General features: G+C 58.4%; 1 rRNA gene. It reads right to left on the bottom strand.

The features are described 5' to 3' along the window. Positions 1-255, bottom strand: a 23S ribosomal RNA gene (locus tag CKW00_RS13535); the annotation flags it as partial.

Here is a 255-nt window from a genome sequence, read left to right as displayed (position 1 = left end):
CCCGATCACCTTAGGATACTCTCCTCGCCTACCTGTGTTGGTTTGCGGTACGGGCACCCGCCATCCTCGCTAGAGGCTTTTCTTGGCAGTGTGAAATCAGGAGCTTCGATACTCATTTTCTCTCCCCATCACTGCTTGCGCTTGCCGGACGGATTTGCCTATCCGACGCGCTCACAGCTTGGACGCACACATCCAATGGTGCGCTCTCCCTATCCTCCTGCGTCCCCCCGTTCGCTCGAACGGAGGCGGGTGGTA

Source organism: Salimicrobium humidisoli (genome assembly GCF_002295105.1).
Lineage (GTDB): Bacteria > Bacillota > Bacilli > Bacillales > Halobacillaceae > Salimicrobium > Salimicrobium humidisoli.
Note: the sequence above shows the minus strand (reverse complement) of the source record. Positions and strands in the feature narration are given on the sequence as shown.